The organism is Chloroflexus sp., from assembly GCF_034435895.1.
Classification (GTDB): Bacteria; Chloroflexota; Chloroflexia; order Chloroflexales; family Chloroflexaceae; genus Chloroflexus.
The window spans coordinates 15,319-35,160 of record NZ_DAOTWH010000318.1 but is presented as its reverse complement, the minus strand read 5'-3'; the positions used below and the strand labels follow the sequence as shown (position 1 = coordinate 35,160).

Sequence of the window (19,842 nt, the reverse complement as noted above, 5' to 3'; positions counted from 1 at the left end):
GGGCCAGCACACCGTCCGCCCCGGCGCCCACCCCCGTCGCGGCTGAGTCGCCGCTCACTTGGCGCAGCGATGGCCGGAACCTGATCGTCACCGAGCAAAATATTGCCGCAATCCGCAGCGTCATGAGCCAATTAGGCCAAGATCTCGGTACGCAGAGCATTATGCTCACTGATCGAGCCGGGATGATCCTCGTCGAGACCGGCGACAAAGGCAACCTGCCGATGATGATTGTCTTGCCGCTGCTCTCAACCGGGTTCTCGACGACTGGCGAAGTGGCGCGCCAATTGCGTGAGGAAGATGCGACCAGCGTCTATATCCACGAAGGCGTCAACATCGATCTCTATTGCTTCGATGTGGCGCAGCGGTTTTTGCTGGTCTTGGTCTTCAACAAGCGGGTTGCTAGCTCGAAGATCGGCGCCGTGTGGGTGAATGCCAAACGCGCCATTCGCGAATTGCGTGATGTGTTGGCGCGGTCGTCGTAGGGATGGGTGAGGGGCATAGCGTTGCTATGCCCCTCTCGCCCCTACGACGACTGCACTGCGCCCTTGCCCCCTTCCTCGCCGTTTGCCCATACCGCATAGCTATGGTATACTCGCGACGGCTTCGCAAAACCGTAACAATCTCTACGCAGGTTGTTTGCGAAATTTTGCGAGGTGCGTTATACTGATTGTGAAAGACGGAACAAAAAAGTGGACGTTCGCGCTCCGGGCTGCAGCGCGCACAGGACAGGGCGCTGAGCAATGCCCGACGTTGTCGAGCAGGAGGTAGGCGTTGTCAACGCGGACTCGAAACATTCTAATCATTGTAGGGGCGCTCATCATTTCGATTGCTAGCCGCTTTTTCCTCTACACCGGCCCACCGCACGTCGAAGTCGCAGCCGAAGTTATCTTTGACGGCATTCCCGGTTTTCCCATCACCAACTCGTTCGTTGTCACCATCATTATTGACATTTTTGTGATTGCGCTCGCGTTCGCTGCCACCCGCAACTTGCAGATGGTGCCGCGCGGAGTGCAGAATGTGATGGAGTTTATCCTCGAAACGCTGTACAACCTCTTCCGCAACATTAACGCGAAGTATGTTGCAACTGCGTTCCCATTGGTAGCGACGATCTTCCTCTTCGTGCTGTTTGGCAACTGGTTCGGTTTGTTGCCGGGGGTGGGATCGATTGGCGTCTGCCACGAGAAAAAAGAGAAGCATGGCGTAGTCATCGAAGAGCGGTTGGCAATCGCTGGCCCGGCTAGCGTGCTGGCAGCCGAGAGCGAAGAAGTGTATGATACCTGCGCCGCGCAGGGCAAGAAGCTGGTGCCGCTCTTCCGCGCGCCGGCGGCTGACCTCAACTTCACCTTTGCCATTGCGGTCATCTCGTTCGTCTTCATCGAGTACTGGGGCTTCCGCGCCCTTGGGCCGGGCTATTTGAAGAAATTCTTCAACACGAACGGCATTATGTCGTTCGTCGGCATCATCGAGTTTATCTCTGAGCTGGTGAAACCCTTCGCGCTGGCCTTCCGTCTTTTCGGCAATATCTTCGCCGGCGAGGTGCTGCTGGTGGTGATGGCCTTCCTCGTGCCGCTGTTACTGCCACTTCCCTTCTACGGCTTCGAGGTGTTCGTCGGGTTTATCCAAGCGTTGATCTTCGCGCTGCTGACCTACGCCTTCCTCAACATTGCCGTGACCGGCCACGACGAGGAGCATGCACATTGATCGGGTTCGCGCGGAATACTCCGCGATTGTTTGGGTGTAAGGTATTCTTGCAGAGTCTGCTTTAAGGAGGCATCTCAATCATGGAGGGTCTGAATCTCGTCGCAACCGCGCTCGCCGTTGGTCTGGGCGCTATTGGGCCGGGTGTTGGCATTGGCATCATCGTGTCGGGTGCGGTGCAGGCGATTGGCCGCAATCCTGAAATCGAGAACCGGGTCGTCACCTACATGTTCATCGGTATCGCATTTACCGAAGCGCTTGCCATCTTCGGTCTGGTGATTGCGTTCTTGATCGGTTTCGGCGTGTTGCAGTAGAGCATTGCGCGTTTACGGGAGGTTTGCAGGGTGGAAGCATTAGGTATTAACCTGACCCTATTTCTCGCGCAACTGATCAACTTTCTGTTGCTGATCTTCATTCTGCGCGCGCTGCTGTACCGGCCGGTAATGAACCTGCTGAATGAGCGCACCAAGCGGATCGAAGAGAGCGTCCGCGATGCTGAGAAGGTGCGCGAGCAGTTGGCCAACGCCAAGCGCGATTACGAGGCTGAGCTGGCGAAGGCGCGGCAAGAGGCGGCCAAGATCGTGGCGCAGGCGCAAGAGCGGGCCAAGCAGCAGGAGGCTGAGATCATTGCGCAGGCGCGCCGGGAGGCTGAGCGCCTGAAGGAAGAGGCCCGTGCGCAGGCCGAGCAAGAGCGCGCGCGGATGATGAGCGAAGTCAAGTCTCAGATCGCTGATCTGGTCACATTGACGGCGAGCCGCGTGCTCGGCGCCGAATTGCAGGCCCGCGGCCACGATGCGTTGATTGCCGAGTCACTGAAGGCGCTTGATCGCCGCAATTAACGTCGCAGACTGGCGCCGCTAGTCTGCCAGAGGAAACAGAGCGTATGGCAACGACCATTGATGCACGGGAGCTGGCCAGCCCGCTCGTGGAAGCGCTGCTCACCACCGCCGCCGAGCAGATTCGGGCCGCGGCGCCGCGGATCGCCGGCCTTGGGCCGAGCGATGCTGCGGCGGCTCTGCCGGCCGATCTACTGCCCCAAGTGCGCAATTTCTTGCTCGCAATGGCCAAAGAGGGGCTGACTGGCGAGTTGGGCGCTGTGGCGACCGCCTTGCAGAGCTATCTCGAGGCCGGCAGCCGCGTAATCGACGCGAGTGTGACCAGCGCGATCGAGCTGAGCAGTGAGCAGAAAGAGCACATTGCGAGCGAGTTGCGTCAGCGCTACGGTGATGTCCACGTGACGTATTATGTTGATCCGACGCTGATTGGCGGGTTGATTATCAGGATTGGCGATCAGGTACTTGATAATAGCCTGCGTGCCCGCCTCAGCGCCATTCAGCGCGTATTGCAGGCAAGTTAAAGTAGCACTCAGCTCGCTGGCCCGGTGTCGCCGTCCGCCAGCGCGACGGAGTAAAGCATGACGACGATTACTGAAGAATTGATCGCCCGGCTGAAGCAGGGGATCACCAGCGGCGTCGACCTTCAGCCGCGTCAGGTCAATGTCGGAACGGTGATTGCCGTCGGTGACGGCGTCGCGCGGCTGTCCGGCCTTGATCAGGTCGTCGCCTCTGAGATTGTTGAGTTCCCGCCCAAGGCCGGCCGGAATGAATCGATTTATGGCATTGCCCTGAACCTCGAACAAGATAGCGTCGCCGCGATTATTCTCGGCGATGACGAGACGATCGAGGAAGGGGATATGGTAACCTCGACCGGGCGCGTGATTTCCGTCCCGGTTGGGCAGGGGCTGCTGGGCCGCGTCGTGAACCCGCTCGGCCAGCCGATCGATGGCAAGGGGCCGATCTTGTACGAAAAGACTCGCCCGATTGAGCGCATCGCCCCCGGTGTGATCACCCGCAAGTCGGTTGATACGCCGGTGCAAACCGGTATTATCGCGATTGACGCCCTGATTCCGATCGGGCGCGGCCAGCGCGAGTTGATCATCGGCGACCGCCAGACCGGCAAGACAGCCGTCGCAATTGATACCATCCTCAACCAGAAGGGCCAAGGGATGGTGTGTATCTATGTTGCGATCGGCCAGCGCCGCGCGCAGGTGGCGCAGGTGGTCGGCACCCTTGAAAAGTATGGCGCGATGGAGTACACGATCGTCGTGTCGGCGACCGCCTCGGAAAGCGCCGCTCTCCAGTATATTGCGCCCTACGCCGGCTGCGCGATGGGTGAAGAGATTATGGAGAATGGCGTGATGCTCAATGGGCAATTGGTGCGCGATGCCCTGATCGTCTATGACGACCTGAGCAAGCACGCCGTCGCCTACCGGCAGGTGTCGCTCTTGCTGCGCCGCCCGCCGGGCCGCGAAGCGTACCCCGGTGACGTGTTCTACCTGCACTCGCGCTTGCTCGAGCGCGCGGCCCGCCTCAGCGATGAATACGGCGGCGGCTCGCTGACCGCGCTGCCGGTGATCGAGACGCAGGCCAATGACGTGTCGGCTTACATCCCGACCAACGTGATTTCGATTACCGACGGCCAGATCTATCTGGAGTCTGACCTGTTTAATGCCGGTCAGCGCCCGGCGCTCAACGTCGGTATTTCGGTGTCGCGCGTGGGTGGCGCGGCACAGACGCGGGCAATGCGCGCAGTGGCCGGCAAGCTGAAGGGCGAGTTGGCCCAGTTCCGCGATCTGGCTGCCTTTGCCCAGTTTGCCAGCGACCTCGATGCGACCACCAAGGCGCAGATCGAGCGTGGCCAGCGCCTGCAAGAGCTGCTGAAGCAGCCGCAGTACCAGCCGCTGGCAGTCGAGGATCAGGTCGCGGTGCTCTATGCGGCCACCAACAACTACCTCGACGATGTGCCGGTGGCGATGATTACCAAGTGGCGTGACGATTTTCTGGCCTTCCTGCGCACCGCCCATCCAGAGGTGCGGAAGCTGATCTACGACAATCGCCTTGATCGCAAGTTCCCCACGCCGGAAGTAAAATCGGCGCTGGAGTCGGCGATTAAGGAGTTTAAGGCAACCAGCAATTATAGCTAGCAGGCTCCACCGGCGGGCGGGCGCAGGCCCGCTCGCCGGTCGCATGACTGCAAAGGGTTCGATATGCCGAGTAGTCGCGAGATTAAGCGCCGCATCCGGTCAGTGAAGAACGTCGCCCAAATTACGCGGGCGATGGAGATGGTATCGGCCTCGAAGATGCGGCGCGCCCAACGGAATGTGTTAGCTACTCGCCCGTATGCCGACCGCATGCGGGAGGTGATGGCCAATTTGACGGCGCGGGTGGTAGGCGCAGCGCGCCGCGGCACGCTGCTCGAAAAGCGCGAAACGATTAAGAGTGTGGCGTTGTTGGTGGTGACGCCTGATCGCGGTCTCTGCGGCAGCCTTGTCGCCAACGTTTTGCGCCGCGCTGGGCGCTTTATCACCGAGCAGCGCGCGATGGGCCGCACGGTCGATATTTACACCTTTGGCCGCAAAGGGCGCGATTTCTTCCTGCGCACGGGTTTTGCGCCCGCCGGCGAAGCTACACGCCTCGGCGATGCACCCAAGCTTGAGGCGATCCTCGGTGTGGCGATCAGCGCCATTAGCGGTTTCCAAGCGGGTAAATACGACGAACTCTATATCATTTATAGCGAGTTCATTAATACGCTGGTGCAGCGACCGGCGATTAAGCAGTTATTGCCGGTAGAAAGCCCCGATATCTCAACGACCACCAACGTCGATTATACATACGAACCGGGTGAAGAAGAGGTATTGAATAGCATTCTGCCGCGGTATGTCGAGACCCAGATCTATCAGGCGGTGCTTGAGAGCATTGCCAGCGAGCATAGCGCGCGGATGGTGGCGATGCGCAACGCGACCAATAACGCGAAGGATCTGGTGCGCGACCTGACACTTTCATTCAACAAGGCGCGGCAAGCCGCTATTACGAAAGAGGTCAGCGAGATCGCTTCGGGCGCCGCTGCCCTCGCCAGTTAATGCTAAGAGGAGGAGCCGATGCCGGCAAAGGGGGTTATTCAAGAGATTATCGGCGTCGTCATCCAGGCCAAGTTCCCGGAAGATCAGGTGCCGGAGATCTATAACGCAATTGAGATTCCGCTGGAAAACGGCGGCCGCCTCGTCTGCGAGGTGCAGCAGCAGCTCGGCAATGGCGTGGTGAAGGCGGTCGCGATGGGTTCGACCGATGGCCTGCGGCGCGGGCTCGAGATTATCGATACCGGTCGCGCGATTGCAGTGCCGGTTGGCCCGGCGACATTGGGCCGCGTGTTTAATGTGTTGGGTGACCCGATCGATGGGATGGCGCCGATTGGCCCCGAAGTGGAGCGCCGCCCGATCCACCGCGATCCGCCCAGCTTTGAGGAACAGAACACCCAAGCCCAGATTTTTGAGACTGGGATTAAGGTGATCGACCTGATCGCGCCGTTTACCCGTGGTGGCAAGACCGCGATCTTCGGCGGCGCCGGCGTGGGCAAGACGGTGGTGATTCAAGAACTGATTGCCAATATCGCCAAAGAGCAGTCGGGCTTCTCGGTCTTCGCCGGGGTGGGTGAGCGCTCGCGTGAGGGGAATGACCTGATTCACGAAATGCGCGAGGCCCGCATCGACGAGAACACCACCGTGTTTGACAAGACGGTGATGGTCTTCGGCCAGATGAACGAGCCGCCGGGAGCACGTCTGCGCGTCGGCTTGACTGCGCTGACAATGGCCGAGTACTTCCGCGATGAGGGGCGTGACATTCTGCTCTTTATCGACAACATCTTCCGCTTCGTGCAGGCCGGTTCCGAGGTGTCGTCACTGCTTGGCCGTATGCCGTCGCAGGTAGGGTATCAGCCGACGCTCGGCACCGAGATGGGTGAACTACAAGAGCGGATTACCTCGACCAAGCGCGGTTCGATTACGTCGATGCAGGCGGTGTACGTGCCGGCAGACGACTACACCGACCCGGCGCCGGCGACCGTGTTTAGCCACCTCGACGCGACAATCTCGCTCGAACGCAGCATCGCCGAGCGCGCGATCTTCCCGGCGGTCGATCCGCTGGCATCAACCTCGCGCATTCTCGACCCGAACATCGTCGGTGAGGAGCATTACCGGGTGGCGCAAGAGGTGAAGCGCGTGTTGCAGCGCTACAAAGACCTCAAGGACATTATCGCCATTCTCGGTATGGAAGAGCTGAGCGACGAGGACAAGCTGACCGTGCAGCGCGCGCGCAAGATTGAGCTGTTCTTCTCGCAGCCGTTCACGGTGGCGCAACAGTTCACCGGCCGGCCCGGCAAGTATGTGCCGGTGAAGAAGACGGTCGAGAGCTTTGCCCGTCTGCTCAGAGGCGAAGGCGATCACATTCCTGAGTCGTTCTTCTACATGCAGGGCGATTTCGACGACGTGCTGGCCGCGTATCAGGCGAGCCAGAAGTAAGACCGAGCCGGCGGCGCGGGCCAGCCGTTGCCGCCGGCGTTGGTCTATGGCAGGCAGAAGGAGCAGTCCATGCCCATCCATTTAGAGATTGTCACCGCCGAGCGGGTCATCTTGTCGGATGACGTTGACATGATCAGCGCACCGACCAAAGACGGCCGGGTTGGTATTCTGCCGCGCCACGCTCCGCTGATGACGATCCTCGAACCGGGTGAGCTCGATATCATCAAGAATGGCGAGCGCACGCCGTTTGCCGTATCGGGCGGGTTTATGGAGGTGTTGCCGCACCGGGTGACCATTCTCGCCGATACGGTCGAGCGGGCCGATGAGATCGACGAAGCGCGGGCCGAGCAGGCGCGGGCCGAAGCGGAAGCGCGCCGGCGTGAGGCGCAGAGCGAGCGCGATATGGCGCTGGCCGAAGCCAAACTGCGCAAAGAGATGGCGCGTCTGCGCGTGGCCCAACTCAACAAGATCAAACGGCGCCAATCGTAATCACCTACCGGTGTGCAGCGCGGAACGCAAAGACGGTCAACGCAAAGGGATACAGCAGTGCTGTGTCCCTTTTGTCAATTGCCAGCATCCCTCATCATTTGTTATAATACGCCGCGATTATGTTGAGGCGGCTTTTCTGCCAATGGGAACCAATCATGCTGCGCTCAGCGAAGATGACTGGGGGTATTAAGCACCCGCCCAGTGGCATACGAAACTCTGACGCATCACGACTACGTTGAAATGGCAACATACGCTGCTGTTTCCGGCATTTATCAGCAGGAACACCTATGGCCCGCAAAATCGGGATTGATCTTGGCACAGCCAATGTCTTAGTGTATGTCAAAGGCAAAGGCATCGTCCTTTCCGAACCATCGGCGGTGGCGCTGAGCACCCGCGACGGGCGCGTGCGCGCCGTCGGCGCCGAAGCGATGGCAATGTTAGGCCGCGAACCAGAGAGCATCGAGGTGGTGCGCCCGATGCGCAACGGCGTGATCGCCGATTATGTGGTGACGGAAGAGATGCTCCGCCACTTTATTGGGCGCGCGGCTGGGCGATTTCGCTTCTCGCGACCTGAAGTGATGATCTGTATTCCCGCTGGCGCCACCAGCGTCGAGATGCGGGCCGTGCGCTACGCAGCCCTTGAGGCGGGGGCTGGCAAGGCCTACCTGATCCGTGAGCCGTTAGCCGCCGCGATTGGCGCCAATATCCCGATTGCGCAACCATCGGGCAATCTGGTGATCGACATCGGCGGCGGCACGACTGAAGTGGCCGTAATCTCGCTCAACGACATTGTGGTAAGCACCTCGGTGCGGGTCGGCGGCAACCGGTTCGATGAGGCAATTGCCTCGTACATCAAGCGGAAATACAATGTGCTCATCGGCGAACGCACCGCCGAAGCGGTGAAGATCGAGATCGGCTCGGCGTTGCCGCTCGATAAACCGCTGGTGACGCAGGTGCGCGGGCGCGATCAAGTGACCGGGTTGCCGCGCACGATCCAAGTTGATAGCAACGAGATTACCGAGGCGATCCAAGAACCGCTGGAGGCGATTGTCAATGCGGTGCGCGCAGTGCTGGTCGAAACACCGCCGGAACTCAGCTCGGACATTATCGACAAGGGCATGGTGATGACCGGCGGCGGTTCAATGCTGCACCGGATCAATGACCTGTTGACTGAGGTGACGGGCGTGCCCTGCTACGTGGCCGACCAGCCGGCATCGTGCGTGGCGATCGGCACCGGTTTGGCGTTGGAAAACCTTGATGTGCTGTACGACAGCCTGAGCGGGTTGGATCTAACGTGATGAGGGACGGCGTGCGGCTGTTGGAGCCGCACGCCGTGCAGCATTACGGGCGTAATATTTCTTGCGCGATATCGATGACGCGGTTATGCCCGTACAACATGTTATGGCGCATTTGCGCTAACTCGATCAGATGCCCCTGCTCGTGCGCAACGACCCAATTCCCCTGATGCAAAAGCGGCACCGGCCCGTAGCTTTCGTGATGGCCGATCCGCTGCCATGCCGCTTGGGTGAGGCCGCGCAGCAAGCCTAACGTCTGCTGGCGGCTGGTGGCATAGTGCTCGAGCAACTCGTCGATTGGTATCGTGCGGTATTTCACCGCGCTCCGTAGCGTCGGCGGATGCGCTGACGACAACTTGGGTTGGTTTGTTTCCAAGATCATCCAAGCTCGCTCGCGGAAGACAATATCCATATCGGTGAGATGGCCGATCAGATCCTTGAAGGCCGGAAAACCGTTGACTGGCATAGCCAATTGTTCTTCGCTAAGACCGGCCACCAGCGTTTGCACCGTTTTCAAGCCTTGCTCAAGCCGGCGCACAATCGCGTGCGGCCCCAGCGTGCCCATACCATCAACAATCCGGAATTCGAGGAAACCCTCGCGCACAGTGCCGCATTCCGGGCAGAATGCCGGCGGATCGCCTTCCATCAGCCGGCCACACGTACTGCACACAAAGAGGTCGCCGAGCTCGGTATAGGTGAGATCACGGCCAGCAGCCAGCGCGCGTGCAGCTCGCTCGAGGAGTTCGCGCTGAAAGGCGCTGGTACCAGTCACTGGCCCAGTCGCCACAGCTTCTGGTTCGAGGCCGGCCAGCGCGCGATTGATATTAGTCAGCGTCTGCGCCACTTCACCCAATCGACGCATCGCCTGTTCGGCGCGCACCCGTTTGACCGCCGCCGAGGCTTCGAGCAGACGGGCAATGTTGAAGAAGCGCTCACGCCGCGCCTGTTTGGCCCACACCGCATAGGCCGTCTGGCCCACGCTCATGCTCACCAATAGGCGGCGATCATCTGCGTCGTTGGTTGTCATACGTCTACTCCGATCGTCTCAAGATACATGTGCCATTACGGGGCAAGATGCCCGCTTACGCATGGGGCGAATGATGCTGCACTAGCTCAACCAACACCCCTTGACCGCCTGCCTTCGGATGGACAAAGGCCACGAGCGTATCGTGGATGCCGGGACGCGGCTCGCGGTCGATCAGTGGAATGCCTCGTGCTTGGAGGGTGGCCAGCGCGGCATTGATATCATCGACGCGATAGGCAATATGGTGCATCCCCGGCCCCTTCTCGCGCAAGAAGCGGGCAAAACTGGCTTGATCGCTGGTCGGCGCAATCAACTCGATCAACACATCGCCAAACCGGGCCACTCCAATCGCAGCATGGCGCTCAGGCAGCTCGATCCGTTCCCATTCCGTAATATCGAAGGCGGTGCGGTAAAAATCGATCGCCGCATCGAGATCAGTCACCACAAGGCCAATGTGATCGACCGCAGTAAACATTGTATGCTCCTCCACTTCCACCGGTACCCCGATGGACATAGCATATCATAGCACAAGCGTAGCACAAGATAATTGACAGCCACTCGGGGTTGACTACAATGAACAACAATGACACACGAGATCGATGATCCAACAACGAGTATGCTGATCGTGGTCGCGGCTGCCTCCCGCATCTTGCAGGAAGAGCTGCCGCTGGTGCAGCGTATTCACCGTCTCTTTGGCCTGTTGCGCCTTGCGACCCGTTACCGTGACGGACGGTTGACGTGTTGGCTGCAATCGGCCCGGCCGGGGGCAACCCGCCAGCAAATCTACTCGCTAGAGTCATGGGCCTACCCTTGGGATGACAACTTGACGCGGGCCGTGGCGCTCGGCGGCAAGACTGTTACCAAAACGATTGCGCTGGGCAACGGTCGCCAAACTGAGCGTTTGCCGGTTATTTCGGCAGGATATCTAGGGGCGCCCATTTTTTGGGGTGGGAGGCTCTGGGGCATTCTTGAACTACGTAGCGACGATCAACGCCGGCTAGACGGCTGGATCAGCGAAGTGATCGAATCGCTCAAGCCGCAGCTAGCAGCGGCTGTTGCGCAAGAAGGAACACGGTTGCCACGCTTACCCACGCCGCGCTTTGCCAGCGAGACGCCGCTCGGCCTGACGCTGGCGCCCTCGCTGCGCCAGAAGATCATCGCTCTCAACGAACAACTTGACCGCACGCTCGACTTGCACGAGTTGTTGGGGATCATCTTACGGCGGGCGTTAGAAGGCAGCGGCGCGGAAGCCGGCGCGATCACGCTGGTCGATTCTGAACGGCGCGAACTTGTGCTGCATCTCTACGAAGGGTATGAGGCCGAACGCACTGGCGCAGCGCTGCCAGCTATGCCGCGCCAGCGCTGGAGCTGGGATAACGGGCTGGCCGGGCAGGCGGCCAAGACGCAGCGCCCGCTCTTGGTGCGCGATGCCGGACGCGAGCCGGGTTTGCCTTCTAGTATGCCGTTCCTAGCCGAGCTGGCAGCGCCCATTATTGTGGATGATCAGGTGTTGGCGGTCTTGATCCTGCACAGCCGGCGGGCTAACACCTTCAACGAAGAGGTGCTCGCGTTTATTGATGCGCTCCGCGAGCGAGCAGGGAGACCGCTGGCCCGCGCTGCGGCGTATCAAGTCGCGTATGAAACGTCATACCATCTCAGTCAAGTGTTTAGCAGCTTGCCCATCGGATTGGCGCTGATTGACCTGAACGGTCGCGTCATTCGCGCCAACCCCGCGTGGTATCAGGTCTGGCGCTTGCCGGAACAATCGCAACGGCCTTTCTTTTACGTCGGGATTGATTTGGTTGATCATTTACTAGCCCGGCTGGAAGATCCGCTGCGCTTGAGCGAGTTTTGCGATCTTGGCCAGCGCGCGCCCGATCAAGTCTTTGAGACGAGTCTGCAACTCCGCCAACCCTACCAAGTATTGCACGTGCTTTCGGTGCCGACCCGCGACAGCCAGCAGCAATTGACAGGCTGGTTGTGGGCGGTGAGTGATCGTACCCGCGAACGCGAGTCAGACCGGCTGAAGGATGAATTTATCGGGATTGTGTCGCACGAGTTGCGCACGCCGCTGACATCGATCCTTGGCTACACCGAAATTTTATTGAACCGGCAAGATCTCGATGAAACCAGCCAGCGCGAGTTTTTGACCACTGTCTCGAACGAAGCCGAGCGACTGCACAAGTTGGTGAAGGATCTGCTCGATGTGTCGCGGCTGGAGGCCGGGGTGGTGAAGCTGAACCGATGGGCGGTTCGGCTGGGCAACATTATTGAGGAGTTGACCCTTCAGCTTCACACCCAACTCGTGCAGCACAAACTCCTGATCGATATGCGCCCTCCGTTGCCGCCGGTATTCGCCGACCGCGACAAGGTGAAGCAAATTATCTTCAACTTGCTGAGCAATGCCATCAAGTACAGCCCGGAAGGCACTGAAATTCAATTGACGGTGCGTTACGCAGAAGCGGGCGATTTGCCGGCTAACCATCCGCACGGCCAGTGGATGTTGATTATGGTGCGTGATCAGGGGATTGGGATTGCGCCGGAAGATCAGGCAAAGCTGTTTGAGCGGTTTCAGCGGGTGGATAACAGCAATACGCGCCAGAAGAGTGGCGTCGGGCTAGGATTGTACATTACGCGCTTGCTAGTCGAGTTGCACGGAGGCCGGATTTGGGTGCAGAGCACAGTAGGAAAGGGGAGCAGCTTCTCGTTTACCTTGCCAATCTGGTCAGCGCCACGCGGCGAGCTTGCCGGCGATGAGGGGGGAGATAGGGAGTAGGGAGTGGGGAATGGAGGGGAAGTAGTGCGGGCTGATGGCCCCTCCCCCGCTGGGGGAGGGGAGATAGGAAGGGGATGATCGCTATCCTCAAAACATCGTTGCGACCTCTGCTTCCGTCGCGTTGAGCAGTTTTGCGGCACCACATGCCCCGGCCCTAGAGGGCCGGGCTTGGGTTACGAAGCCCACTGCGCGGGCTGATGCCCCCACCCCCGGCCCTCCCCCGCTGGAGGAGGGGAGATAGGAAGGGGATTGCCTGTCTGGAGGAGGATTGGAGTGGGTGATAAGATTCACCCACCCTCACAACCGGCGCTACCCCTGCGCCCCAACATAGCCTTGCAACCACTCAACCAGCAACCGCACGCCAGTGCCGGTGGCGCCACGCGATTGATACGCACGGGTCGGCTTTTCCACCCATGCCGTACCGGCAATATCGAGGTGCGCCCACGGATAATCGCCGACAAAGGCGGCGAGGAAGCCGGCGGCGGTAATCGCACCGCCATAGCGGCCACCGGTATTCTTCAGATCGGCAATCTCGCTCTTCATGGCGTCGCGGTACTCTTCCCACAGCGGCAATTGCCAGACCCGCTCGGCAGTGGCTTCGCCGGCGGCGATGAGGCGGTTGGCCAGTTCTTGGTTGTTCCCCATCAAACCAGCCGCATGCGGGCCGAGCGCCACCATGATGGCGCCGGTCAGAGTGGCGAGATCAACAATCGCGGCAGGCTGGTAGCGCTGCGCATAGTAGAGACCGTCGGCGAGCACGATCCGGCCCTCGGCGTCGGTATTAAGCACCTCGACCGTCTTGCCGCTCAGGGTGCGGATAATATCGCCGGGCCGATAGGCCGTGCCGCTCGGCATATTTTCGGCGGCGCAGACAATCCCGACAACGTGGAGCGGCACCTGCAACTCAGCCACGGCTTGCATCGTGCCAAACACCGCAGCGGCGCCGCTCATATCCATCTTCATTTCGTCCATCTTCTCGGCAGGTTTGATGCTGATCCCGCCGGTGTCGAAGGTTATCCCCTTCCCGACCAGACAGATAGTGGGGCCATTGCCGGCAACGCCATGCTCAATGACGATAAAGCGCGGCTCGTTGGCCGAACCTTGGCCGACAGCGAGAATGCCGCCAAAACCCTGTTCGACAAGTTGCGGCTTATCAAGCACCATCACCTTAAGGCCAAGGCGTTCGCCCATCTCAAGTGCGGTCTGGCCGAGGAAGGCCGGCGTAACCTCGTTGCCGGGGCCATTGGCGAGATCGCGGGCAAACGCGGTAGCGCGGGCAATGATGTGACCACGCTGGACGCCGGCGGCGGCAACTTCAGCATCAGCACCGGCCTGCAAGATAGCAGTCAATGACGGCAGCTCTTCGCGATCGCTCTTGTAGCGGGTATAGCGGTATGAGCCGAGCACACTTCCTTCGGCAAACGCTTGGCCGAACACCGCAGGCGCCAATGGTAGATTGCCATTGTAGCCGAGGTAGTAGGTCGTAACCTTCAGATCTTGCGCCCGCTGCGCCGCCAGCGCCACTGCTTGGCGGACAGTATCAGCAGTTATGGCCGAGCGCTTGCCCATACCGATAAGCAACAGCCGGCGAGCCGGCAGCGTGCCGCGTGGATAGAGCAGCGTCTGCTGCTTCCAGCGCCCGGTCGCATCACCCGCTTCGCATAGTTCGGCGACGGGAGCGGGGAGCGGTTCGTCTTCGGCGTACAGCAAAACGGCAAGATCGGCTGCGGCGTCGAATAGGCTGCCGCTCTGAACTTCACATTGCATAGTACCCTCGAAAAGGTGACAAGTCATTCATTTCAGAATAGTATTGTACGGTGGAGCAGGCCGAGCGTCAAATGAGGGAGAGAACAGCAAAAGGGCCGCGACACGCCACCCAAAGCCTATGGTAGAATAGGCAAACACATACAGGCAGTGCAGAGGGGCAATCATGACACCCATCATCCAACTCGGTCTCGGCGGCGTAGGGCGCGCGCTAGCACGCCAGATTCTCGCTGTAGCGCCTGCCATGCGCCGCCGGTACGGGATTGATCTACGATATGTGGCTGTAGTAGACAGTCGGGGCGCGATGGCCGGCGATCCGGCACTAAGTGAAGGGCAGATACGCCAAATTCTCGCCGCGAAAGAGGCCGGCAACGGGATTGACAGCCTTGCCGGCGCCATCGTTGACCGGCACTGGATCGAGCTGCTCCCCGCCGCGATGGCGGTTGTCGTGGATGTGACGGCGGCTAATGGCCATGCCGCGCCATTGGCGGCAGCCATCTCGGCTGGACATCGGGTGGTGTTGGCGAACAAACGACCAATGTGCGAAGGGTACGATCTCTTCGCCGCCTTGACCGAACGGGGCGCAACCCGCTACGAAGCAACCGTTGGCGCCGGGTTGCCGGTGATCAGCACGTTGCAAAGCCTGCTCGACAGCGGCGATGAAATCGTATGCATTGAGGCGGCGCTGAGCGGTACACTCGGTTTTCTGATGAGCGAGCTGGAAGCGGGGCGCAGCTTTGCCGACGCGGTGCGCACGGCGTACCATTTGGGCTATACCGAGCCGGATCCACGCGATGACCTGAGCGGCGCTGATGTGGCGCGCAAAGCGTTGATTCTGGCCCGCACCTGCGGGAAGCATCTAGCGGCTAAGGCAGTACTCGCCGAACCGCTCTTCCCGCCCCATCTGGCTGAAGTGAGTGTCGCCGAGTTCCTCCAACGCCTCAGCGAGGCGGAAGAAGAGGTGATGAACCGCTTGGCTGCGGCCCGCGCCAACGGCAACGTCTTGCGGTACATCACGCGCATTACGCCAGAGAGCGTCGAAGTCGGGTTGCGCGAAGTCGCCGCCAACCATCCGTTGGCCAGCTTGCGCGGCCCTGATAATCTGATCAGCTTTACTACCCGCCGCTATCATGACCGGCCATTGGTCGTGCGCGGGCCGGGGGCTGGCGTTGAAGTAACGGCAGCCGGCGTGTTGGGTGACATTATTGCTACCGCTCGAGAACTATGAATCCGCTTGCCGAACCTGCTGCCAGACCAGAACCGATTGCCCGCGATCTGCCGTTGATCGACTTGCACCGCCATCTCGATGGCAATGTCCGGCTGACGACGATCCTTGATCTAGCCCGCGCCTACGGCATTCGCCTGCCCGCAGATACGGTCGAAGGGTTGCGTCCGTATGCGCAAATCCAAGGCGTCGCCGCCTCGGTGATGGATTTTATCGCCCGCTTTGAGTTGCTCAAGCTGATCTGCGTTGACGAAGACGCCGTTGCCCGCATTGCGGAAGAGAATGTCGAAGATGCCGCCTGCGAGAGCATCGACTACATCGAACTGCGCTGCTCGCCGGCATTTATGGGTGAACGGTACGGTCTCGACCCAACCCGCGTCTTGGCAGCGGTCTGTCGCGGGGTGCAAGCCGGAATGAAACGGTACCCGGTACAAGCGCAGATTATTGGCATTATGTCGCGTCACATGGGTGAAGAGAGCTGCTGGCGCGAACTCGAAGCGGCCATTGCGCTGATGGGTGAAGGCGTAGTTGGAATCGAACTGGCCGGCGACGAGGCCAACTTTCCCGGCACGCGCTTTGTCGAGCATTTTGCCCGTGCCCGCGCCGCCGGTCTGCGGATCACGGTGCATGCCGGCGAAGCAGCGGGCGCTTGGAGCGTGCGGCAAGCGATTGAAGAGCTAGGAGCGGAACGGATCGGGCACGGCGTGCGCGCAATTGAGGATCCGGCAGTGATGCAGTTACTGGCCGAACGCGCGATTCCGCTTGAAGTATGCCCGACCAGTAATGTGCAAACCCAGACTGTCAGCGGGTACGATACGCACCCGTTGCCGCAATTATTGCGCGCCGGCCTGTGCGTCACCCTCAACAGCGACGACCCCGGCATCAGCGCGATCGATTTGCCACACGAATATCGGGTAGCCCGTGACCGGCTCGGCCTGAGCGCTGCCGAATTACGCACCGTGCAGGCCAACGCGCTTGCGGCAGCGTTCATTGACGATGAGCGCCGGGCAGCATTGCTGACCACCGCGCAACACCGTGGATGAATGCGCGCCACCGGCGTATGGTTCTGGTTCACGTACTCCTCTGTCATTGCGAGGGAGCGGCGGTACCCAGTGCAACTGGGTGCCGCCCGCCCGAAGCAATCTCCCGCTTTGGCGGAATGGATGCCTGAGCGGATTCCTCTCGCTCTTGGGGGAGATTGCTTCACCGCCTCCGGCGGCTCGCAATGACAGGTGGGAAAAGGGAGATTGCTTCGCTGCATCCGGCGGCTCGCAACGACAAGAGGGGAAGCGGATTTGCCTCAAAAAACCTGCGCGCCTTTGTGATCAAAGCCTTTGCGTCGCCCTACTTGAGTTTTATGACGCGGCGTGTTACACTATGACGCACAGCGGCATCTTTATTTTCACCCCCGCCAGATAAAGGAGTCTTGCAATGAGGCACGAACACTCCCCGGAAGGGTTGCCCCACTATGACCTGTACATCGACGGCGACTGGCAGCCGGCGAGCAACGGTCAGACGTTTACCGTCTTTGATCCGGCGAATGGCCAGCCGCTGGCCACTTGCGCCAGTGCGACCCATGCCGATGTGGATCGGGCGATTGCCGCCGCCCGCGCTGCGTTTGATCAGGGGCCATGGCCGCATACCAGTCCGGCGCGCCGGGCCGAGATTTTACATGCGATTGCTGATGCGCTCGAAGCGCGCAACTTTGAGCTGGCCGAGGTCGAATCACGCGATGCCGGTGTGCCGCTGCGCAAAACGACCTATAATGACATTACCCTCGGCCTTGAAATCTTGCGCGGTTGCGCCGAGATGGCGCGCAAGCACCCGTATGAGCCGCTGCCGTGGACTGATCTGCCCTCGGTGTCGTGGAATTTTGTCTGGCGCGAACCGATCGGCGTCTGCGCGCAGATTATTCCGTGGAACTATGCGTTTTGCATGGCGGCGTGGAAGCTCGGCCCGGCACTGGCCACCGGCAATACGGTCGTCTTTAAGCCCTCGTCGCTGGCCCCGCTCAGCACGATTGCAATTTTCCAGACTATTCACGAACTGAATCTGCTACCGAAGGGTGTGATCAATCTGGTGCTCGGCCCCGGCGGCGAGGTCGGCGAATATCTGGCGGCCCATCCGGCGGTTGATAAGGTCGCCTTTACCGGCAGCACTGAAGTTGGGCGCAAGATTATGGCGCTGGCGGCGCCGCAGATCAAACGGGTGACGCTTGAATTGGGCGGTAAGAATGCGATGCTCGTGTTGCCAGACGCCGATCTCGATCTGGTGATTGATGGCGTGCTGTGGGGTGCGTTTTACCACTCTGGCCAACTGTGCGAAGCCGGTTCGCGCCTCCTTTTGCCGCGTAGCTTGCACGACACCGTGGTCGAACGGTTGGTCGAGCGGGTGCGCGGGATGAAGATCGGCGATCCGATGGATTTGGAGACCGACATTGGCCCGCTGATCAGCGAACGGCAACGCGAGAAGGTTGAGCGCTACATCGCGATTGGCCGCGAAGAGGGAGCAACGGTTGCGATCGGCGGCGGCAGGCCGTTGGGTGAAGCGTTTGCCAACGGTCATTATGTTGAACCGACCATCTTCACCGGCGTGCGGCCAGAGATGCGCATTGCCCGCGAAGAGATTTTTGGGCCGGTGCTGGCCGTGCTCGCCTACGACGAGATCGGCGATGCGATCCGGATTGCAAACGACAGCATCTACGGCCTTGCCGCCTCGGTGTGGTCACGCGATCTGCAACAGGCGCTGGCCGTCGCCCAACGCATCCGCGCCGGTACCGTCTGGATCAACGAGCACCACGTGCTCAACCCGCGCGCACCATTCGGCGGTTATCGCCAGAGCGGGTTTGGCCGCGAAATGGGCCAGTACGGTCTTGACGAGTATACTGAAGTGAAGCATATTCACGTCGATCTGATGCAACGGCGGCAAGGCCGGCTGTGGTGGGATACGCTGTTGCCCGAGTAACCGCGACAGGCGTGCTATGACAACCGGCATCACCCTTAACCTACAACGCGATCACCTCACCATCGCCGAGAACATGCGCACGATTATCTCGTTCGATGGCGAGGGCCGCCCGATCGTGGCGTTTCGCCACGGCGCCAACTATGTGCGCGGTCTCAGCGGCGAGGTCTTGCGCAAGCGCGCGCTCGCCCCCGGCCAGAAAGAACGGCGAAAGCTCGCCGATGCCGAGCGGCGCGCGGTATTGGCTGAGCTGCTGGCTGAGGCCCGGCGGATGATTGAGCAGATCGAAACCACCGCGCCGCCGGCGGCGCGCGACTGGTTTGAACGGATCCGGCGTTGGAATGTTGAGCGGCTCGAAGCTGAGCGCGAGCGGTTTCGCACCGTTTACAAGCCGATCAGCATCTTGCCGCCGGATCAGTATCGCGCGCTGGTGTTGCAAGCAACTGAGGGGTGTAGCTGGAACCGCTGCCACTTTTGCACGTTTTACCGCGACCGCGCCTTTCGCATTCATTCACCGGTCTCGTTTCGCGACCATCTTCAGCGGGTGAAGGAGTTGGTCGGAGCCGGCTTGGGCTTGCGGATGGCGATCTTTCTCGGCGATGCCAATGCGCTGATCATCCCGCAACCGCGCCTACGAGAGCTGTTGCAGGTCGTGCATGAAGAATTTACCATTGGCCCTGATGCTGATTTCAAAGGCATTTACGCCTTTCTCGACATTTTTGGCGCAGAACGCAAAACGCTGGCCGAATACCGCGAACTGGCCGCCGCTGGCGTGCGCCGGATCTACCTTGGGATCGAGAGCGGTGATGAGACGGTCTTTCGCCTCTTGAACAAACCAGGCTCGCCGGCGGAAGCGATCGACGCGGTGCGCACGATCAAAGCCGCCGGGATCGCGGTTGGCGTCATCTTACTGGTCGGGGCCGGCGGCGAACGCTTTGCCGCCGAGCATGTGCAGCATTCGCTGGCGGCGCTGGCAGCAATGCCGCTTGGCCCTAACGATATTGTCTATCTTTCCCCCCTGATCGTCCCCCCTGATAGCCCGTACTTTGCCCAGCTACAGGCGTATGGCAGCTCTCCGTTGCCCGAACCCGCCATCAACCGCCAACTCGCAGAACTCAAGCACGGCGCGCGCGCAGTAGCCGGCCCCGGCGCAAAAGTGGTGATCTACCACATCGAAGAGTTTGTGTATTGACGAGCATCGGCGTACTATCGCAGCCCAACAATTGGGCTGACAATCCCGGCTTGCCTCTGCTATAA

17 protein-coding genes and 1 pseudogene are annotated in these 19,842 nt (G+C 60.4%); 15 read left to right on the top strand and 3 right to left on the bottom strand.

Annotation, left to right across the window (positions count from 1 at the left end; all coding sequences use genetic code 11):
* The 10 genes and pseudogenes from U9R81_RS17780 to U9R81_RS17735 form a co-directional block, all read left to right on the top strand.
* Positions 1-482 (top strand): annotated as a pseudogene (locus U9R81_RS17780) (response regulator); the annotation flags it as partial.
* A 289-nt stretch (positions 483-771) separates the two neighbouring features.
* Entirely contained in the window at positions 772-1,701 is a 930-nt protein-coding gene (atpB, locus tag U9R81_RS17775; protein WP_322496757.1) for a F0F1 ATP synthase subunit A, read from the top strand.
* Positions 1,702-1,781: 80 nt separating this feature from the next.
* Positions 1,782-2,012, top strand: coding sequence for an ATP synthase F0 subunit C (atpE, locus tag U9R81_RS17770; protein WP_012258898.1), 231 nt, complete (start codon positions 1,782-1,784; stop codon positions 2,010-2,012).
* A 30-nt stretch (positions 2,013-2,042) separates the two neighbouring features.
* On the top strand, positions 2,043-2,537 hold the full coding sequence (locus U9R81_RS17765) for a F0F1 ATP synthase subunit B (RefSeq protein WP_322496756.1): 495 nt from the start codon (positions 2,043-2,045) through the stop codon (positions 2,535-2,537).
* Positions 2,538-2,581: 44 nt separating this feature from the next.
* A complete protein-coding gene (gene atpH, locus U9R81_RS17760; protein ID WP_322496755.1) occupies positions 2,582-3,055 on the top strand; it encodes an ATP synthase F1 subunit delta in 474 nt (157 codons plus the stop codon).
* A gap of 57 nt (positions 3,056-3,112) precedes the next feature.
* Positions 3,113-4,681: a F0F1 ATP synthase subunit alpha gene (atpA, locus tag U9R81_RS17755; RefSeq protein ID WP_322496754.1), complete on the top strand. Its 1,569-nt coding sequence runs from the start codon at positions 3,113-3,115 to the stop codon at positions 4,679-4,681.
* Positions 4,682-4,744: 63 nt separating this feature from the next.
* Positions 4,745-5,617: a F0F1 ATP synthase subunit gamma gene (locus tag U9R81_RS17750; RefSeq protein ID WP_322496753.1), complete on the top strand. Its 873-nt coding sequence runs from the start codon at positions 4,745-4,747 to the stop codon at positions 5,615-5,617.
* Positions 5,618-5,635: 18 nt separating this feature from the next.
* A complete protein-coding gene (gene atpD / locus U9R81_RS17745) occupies positions 5,636-7,051 on the top strand; it encodes a F0F1 ATP synthase subunit beta (protein ID WP_322496752.1) in 1,416 nt (471 codons plus the stop codon).
* A 69-nt stretch (positions 7,052-7,120) separates the two neighbouring features.
* Positions 7,121-7,540: a F0F1 ATP synthase subunit epsilon gene (locus U9R81_RS17740; protein ID WP_322496751.1), complete on the top strand. Its 420-nt coding sequence runs from the start codon at positions 7,121-7,123 to the stop codon at positions 7,538-7,540.
* A gap of 287 nt (positions 7,541-7,827) precedes the next feature.
* Positions 7,828-8,838, top strand: a complete 1,011-nt coding sequence (locus U9R81_RS17735; protein ID WP_322496750.1) for a rod shape-determining protein — start codon at positions 7,828-7,830, stop codon at positions 8,836-8,838.
* Between the two features lie 43 nt (positions 8,839-8,881).
* Here U9R81_RS17735 and U9R81_RS17730 read toward each other — a convergent pair whose 3' ends face one another.
* Both U9R81_RS17730 and U9R81_RS17725 read right to left on the bottom strand, forming a co-directional pair.
* Complete coding sequence (locus U9R81_RS17730; RefSeq protein ID WP_322496749.1) at positions 8,882-9,862, bottom strand: DinB family protein; 981 nt, start codon at positions 9,860-9,862, stop codon at positions 8,882-8,884.
* A gap of 55 nt (positions 9,863-9,917) precedes the next feature.
* Entirely contained in the window at positions 9,918-10,334 is a 417-nt protein-coding gene (locus tag U9R81_RS17725) for a VOC family protein (RefSeq protein WP_322496748.1), read from the bottom strand.
* 108 nt (positions 10,335-10,442) lie between these two features.
* Here U9R81_RS17725 and U9R81_RS17720 point away from each other — a divergent pair, with 108 nt between their 5' ends.
* A complete protein-coding gene (locus tag U9R81_RS17720) occupies positions 10,443-12,635 on the top strand; it encodes an ATP-binding protein (RefSeq protein WP_322496747.1) in 2,193 nt (730 codons plus the stop codon).
* A 309-nt stretch (positions 12,636-12,944) separates the two neighbouring features.
* Here U9R81_RS17720 and U9R81_RS17715 read toward each other — a convergent pair whose 3' ends face one another.
* On the bottom strand, positions 12,945-14,402 hold the full coding sequence (locus tag U9R81_RS17715) for a leucyl aminopeptidase (RefSeq protein ID WP_322496746.1): 1,458 nt from the start codon (positions 14,400-14,402) through the stop codon (positions 12,945-12,947).
* Positions 14,403-14,565: 163 nt separating this feature from the next.
* Between U9R81_RS17715 and U9R81_RS17710 the strand changes: the two genes are divergently transcribed.
* The 4 genes from U9R81_RS17710 to U9R81_RS17695 all read left to right on the top strand — a co-directional run bounded on the left by U9R81_RS17710 (position 14,566) and on the right by U9R81_RS17695 (position 19,777).
* Positions 14,566-15,627, top strand: a complete 1,062-nt coding sequence (locus U9R81_RS17710) for a homoserine dehydrogenase (protein WP_322496745.1) — start codon at positions 14,566-14,568, stop codon at positions 15,625-15,627.
* Positions 15,624-16,667 (top strand): adenosine deaminase, encoded by a 1,044-nt coding sequence (gene add / locus U9R81_RS17705; RefSeq protein ID WP_322496744.1) that lies wholly within the window; start codon positions 15,624-15,626, stop codon positions 16,665-16,667. The genes U9R81_RS17710 and add overlap by 4 nt, the downstream gene beginning before the upstream one ends.
* Positions 16,668-17,055: 388 nt before the next feature.
* Entirely contained in the window at positions 17,056-18,588 is a 1,533-nt protein-coding gene (locus U9R81_RS17700; RefSeq protein ID WP_322496743.1) for an aldehyde dehydrogenase family protein, read from the top strand.
* 16 nt (positions 18,589-18,604) lie between these two features.
* The gene (locus U9R81_RS17695; RefSeq protein ID WP_322496742.1) at positions 18,605-19,777 is read left to right on the top strand and encodes a radical SAM protein; all 1,173 of its coding nucleotides are present in this window, start codon (positions 18,605-18,607) and stop codon (positions 19,775-19,777) included.
* Positions 19,778-19,842: the final 65 nt, after the last annotated feature.

Excerpts from the sequence above, each read along its gene's own strand:
- atpH (WP_322496755.1), top strand. The coding sequence starts at position 2,582 with ATGGCAACGACCATTGATGCACGGGAGCTGGCCAGCCCGCTCGTGGAA.
- U9R81_RS17740 (WP_322496751.1), top strand. The coding sequence starts at position 7,121 with ATGCCCATCCATTTAGAGATTGTCACCGCCGAGCGGGTCATCTTGTCG.
- atpA (WP_322496754.1), top strand. The coding sequence starts at position 3,113 with ATGACGACGATTACTGAAGAATTGATCGCCCGGCTGAAGCAGGGGATC.
- atpD (WP_322496752.1), top strand. The coding sequence starts at position 5,636 with ATGCCGGCAAAGGGGGTTATTCAAGAGATTATCGGCGTCGTCATCCAG.
- U9R81_RS17695 (WP_322496742.1), top strand. The coding sequence starts at position 18,605 with ATGACAACCGGCATCACCCTTAACCTACAACGCGATCACCTCACCATC.
- add (WP_322496744.1), top strand. The coding sequence starts at position 15,624 with ATGAATCCGCTTGCCGAACCTGCTGCCAGACCAGAACCGATTGCCCGC.
- U9R81_RS17735 (WP_322496750.1), top strand. The coding sequence starts at position 7,828 with ATGGCCCGCAAAATCGGGATTGATCTTGGCACAGCCAATGTCTTAGTG.
- U9R81_RS17710 (WP_322496745.1), top strand. The coding sequence starts at position 14,566 with ATGACACCCATCATCCAACTCGGTCTCGGCGGCGTAGGGCGCGCGCTA.
- U9R81_RS17700 (WP_322496743.1), top strand. The coding sequence starts at position 17,056 with ATGAGGCACGAACACTCCCCGGAAGGGTTGCCCCACTATGACCTGTAC.
- U9R81_RS17720 (WP_322496747.1), top strand. The coding sequence starts at position 10,443 with ATGACACACGAGATCGATGATCCAACAACGAGTATGCTGATCGTGGTC.
- atpE (WP_012258898.1), top strand. The coding sequence starts at position 1,782 with ATGGAGGGTCTGAATCTCGTCGCAACCGCGCTCGCCGTTGGTCTGGGC.
- U9R81_RS17730 (WP_322496749.1), bottom strand. The coding sequence starts at position 9,862 with ATGACAACCAACGACGCAGATGATCGCCGCCTATTGGTGAGCATGAGC.
- U9R81_RS17725 (WP_322496748.1), bottom strand. The coding sequence starts at position 10,334 with ATGTTTACTGCGGTCGATCACATTGGCCTTGTGGTGACTGATCTCGAT.
- U9R81_RS17750 (WP_322496753.1), top strand. The coding sequence starts at position 4,745 with ATGCCGAGTAGTCGCGAGATTAAGCGCCGCATCCGGTCAGTGAAGAAC.
- U9R81_RS17715 (WP_322496746.1), bottom strand. The coding sequence starts at position 14,402 with ATGCAATGTGAAGTTCAGAGCGGCAGCCTATTCGACGCCGCAGCCGAT.